Annotated in this window: 2 rRNA genes; both read right to left on the bottom strand. The window is 53.4% G+C overall.

Features of this window, described 5'->3' with window-relative positions:
* Positions 1-21: 21 nt before the first annotated feature.
* A 5S ribosomal RNA gene (gene rrf, locus U1739_RS20835) occupies positions 22-136 on the bottom strand.
* Between the two features lie 195 nt (positions 137-331).
* A 23S ribosomal RNA gene (locus tag U1739_RS20830) occupies positions 332-3,123 on the bottom strand.
* Positions 3,124-3,161 lie beyond the last annotated feature (38 nt).

Below are 3,161 nucleotides of genomic sequence, written 5' to 3'. Positions count from 1 at the left end.
TGTTCGAGCACCGGCTACAATGCCTGGCGACGACCTACTCTTCCATCGCTTAAGCGATAGTACCATTGGCGCAGTCAGGTTTCACGGCCGAGTTCGAGATGGGATCGGGTGGGGCACTGACGCTATAGCCACCAAGCAATGAAGCCGGTGCTGCGAACAATCATGATGGTTCACGGAACCCATCGTCGAAGCCCCGAGGGGCTTGTGGATGGGTTCCAAAATCGATGCACGTTTACCGTGTAGGCGTAGTTGTATTAGGCGTTGCTCTTAATCATCCGCACATATCTCAAACGAACGCTGGTCACCCAGAATTGTCATTGATGGTGGGACTCTCAAGCGCGAATAGAGCAATTAGTATCGGTTAGCTCCATGCGTTACCGCACTTCTACATCCGATCTATCAACGTCGTGGTCTCCGACGGCTCTATGAAATCTTATCTCGAGGGAGGCTTCCCGCTTAGATGCTTTCAGCGGTTATCCCGTCCATACATAGCTACCCTGCTGCGCTCTTGGCAGAACGACAGGTACACCAGAGGTATGTTCAACCCGGTCCTCTCGTACTAGGGTCAACTCCTCTCAAATTTCGACGCCCACGGCAGATAGGGACCAAACTGTCTCGCGACGTTCTGAACCCAGCTCACGTACCACTTTAATTGGCGAACAGCCAAACCCTTGGGACCTGCTCCAGCCCCAGGATGTGATGAGCCGACATCGAGGTGCCAAACAACCCCGTCGATATGAGCTCTTGGGGGTTATCAGCCTGTTATCCCCGGCGTACCTTTTATCCGTTGAGCGATGGCCCTTCCACGAGGGACCACCGGATCACTATGACCGACTTTCGTCTCTGCTCGACTTGTCAGTCTCGCAGTCAGGCTGGCTTATGCCATTGCACTCTAACAGACGGTTTCCAACCGTCCTGAGCCAACCTTCGCGCGCCTCCGTTACTCTTTAGGAGGCGACCGCCCCAGTCAAACTACCCGCCACAGAGGGTCCCCGATCCAGTTTCATGGATCTGGGTTAGACATCAGAAAACAACAGGGTGGTATTTCACCTATGGCTCCACGTCAGCTGGCGCCAACGCTTCATAGCCTCCCACCTATGCTACACAGTTCTTTCCTAATGCCACTCTGAAGCTGCAGTAAAGGTGCACGGGGTCTTTCCGTCTAACCGCGGGTACTCCGCATCTTCACGGAGAATTCAATTTCGCTGAGCATGTCCTGGAGACAGTGGGGAAGTCGTTACGCCATTCGTGCAGGTCGGAACTTACCCGACAAGGAATTTCGCTACCTTAGGACCGTTATAGTTACGGCCGCCGTTTACCTGGGCTTCATTTCGGAGCTTGCACCCCTCCACTTAACCTTCAGGCACCGGGCAGGCGTCAGGCCCTATACGTCGTCTTGAAGCCGACTTAGCAGAGCCCTGTGTTTTTGCTAAACAGTCGCTACCCCCTGGCCTGTGCCCCCTCAATATGCTTGCGCACGATGAGGGCCTCCTTCTTCCGAAGGTACGGAGGCAATTTGCCGAGTTCCTTCAGGACACTTCTCTCAAGCGCCTTGGTATACTCTACCTGACCACCTGTGTCGGTTTCGGGTACGGTCTATACGGTGGGGCTATTTCCTGGAACCTCTTCAAAGCCCTCCCAATCCAATAAGGGAGAACAATTCACGAGATCCGTCACACACCACCAGGCCCACGAATATTAACGTGGTTCCCATCGACTACCCCCTTCGGGCTCGTCTTAGGGGCCGGCTCACCCTGCGCGGATTAGCCTTGCGCAGGAACCCTTGGTCTTTCGGCGAGAGGGCATCTCACCCTCTTTATCGCTACTCATGTCTGCATTCGCACTTCCGATACCTCCACGACCCATTACCAGATCGCTTCACAGGCTTACGGAACGCTCCGCTACCGCGTGAATAAATTCACACCCTAAGCTTCGGCACGTATCTTGAGCCCCGTTACATCTTCGCCGCAGGACCTCTTATTTAGACCAGTGAGCTGTTACGCTTTCTTTAAAGGATGGCTGCTTCTAAGCCAACCTCCTGGTTGTTTTGGAAGTCCCACATGCTTTCCCACTTAGATACGATTTGGGGGCCTTAGCTGTAGGTCAGGGCTGTTTCCCTTTTGACGATGGACCTTAGCACCCACCGTCTGTCTCCCGGATATCACTCGCAGGTATTCGGAGTTTGGTTAGAGTTGGTAGGTCTCGCGACCCCCGCATCCATCCAGTGCTCTACCCCCTGCGGTGTCCATCCGAGGCACTACCTCAATAGTTTTCGCGGAGAACCAGCTATTTCCCGGCTTGATTGGCCTTTCACCCCTAAACACAACTCATCCGGTAACTTTTCAACGTTAATCGGTTCGGACCTCCAGTGCGTGTTACCGCACCTTCATCCTGGTCATGCCTAGATCGCCGGGTTTCGGGTCTAATACATCAAACTAAATCGCCCTATTCAGACTCGCTTTCGCTGCGCCTACACCTAACGGCTTAAGCTTGCTTGATACATTAAGTCACAGACCCATTATACAAAAGGTACGCAGTCAGGCCATAAAAGCCCTCCTACTGCTTGTAGGCAATCCGTTTCAGGTACTGTTTCACTCCCCTCATCGGGGTGCTTTTCACCTTTCCCTCACGGTACTAGTTCACTATCGGTCGCATACGAGTATTTAGGCTTAGAGGGTGGTCCCCCTATGTTCAGACAGGATTACACGTGTCCCGCCCTACTCGAGTCCTGAATTCTCACTTTCGCATACGGGGCTGTCACCCGCTATGGCCACTCTTTCCAAAGTGTTCTGCTAGTTGAAATTCAGGCACTGGCCTGGTCCGCGTTCGCTCGCCACTACTAACGGAATCTCGGTTGATGTCTTTTCCTCCAGCTACTGAGATGTTTCAGTTCGCCGGGTTCGCTTCACGAAGCCTATGTATTCAGCTAAGTGATACCTTGCCCCAATTACTCCAACCGCGGACAAGTCCACGGCAGAAATAATCAGGATAGGTGGGTTTCCCCATTCGGAAATCTCTGGGTCAAAGGTTGCTCACACCTCACCAAAGCTTATCGCAGCGTGCCACGTCCTTCATCGCCTGTATGCGCCAAGGCATCCACGAATTGCCCTTACCTCACGCTTGAGAGTCCGCACCACCAACGACAACGCTGGGTCCGTCTT

Origin of the sequence: Parasphingomonas puruogangriensis, from assembly GCF_036663635.1 — a bacterium.
Classification (GTDB): Bacteria; Pseudomonadota; Alphaproteobacteria; order Sphingomonadales; family Sphingomonadaceae; genus Sphingomonas.
Note: the sequence above shows the minus strand (reverse complement) of the source record. Positions and strands in the feature narration are given on the sequence as shown.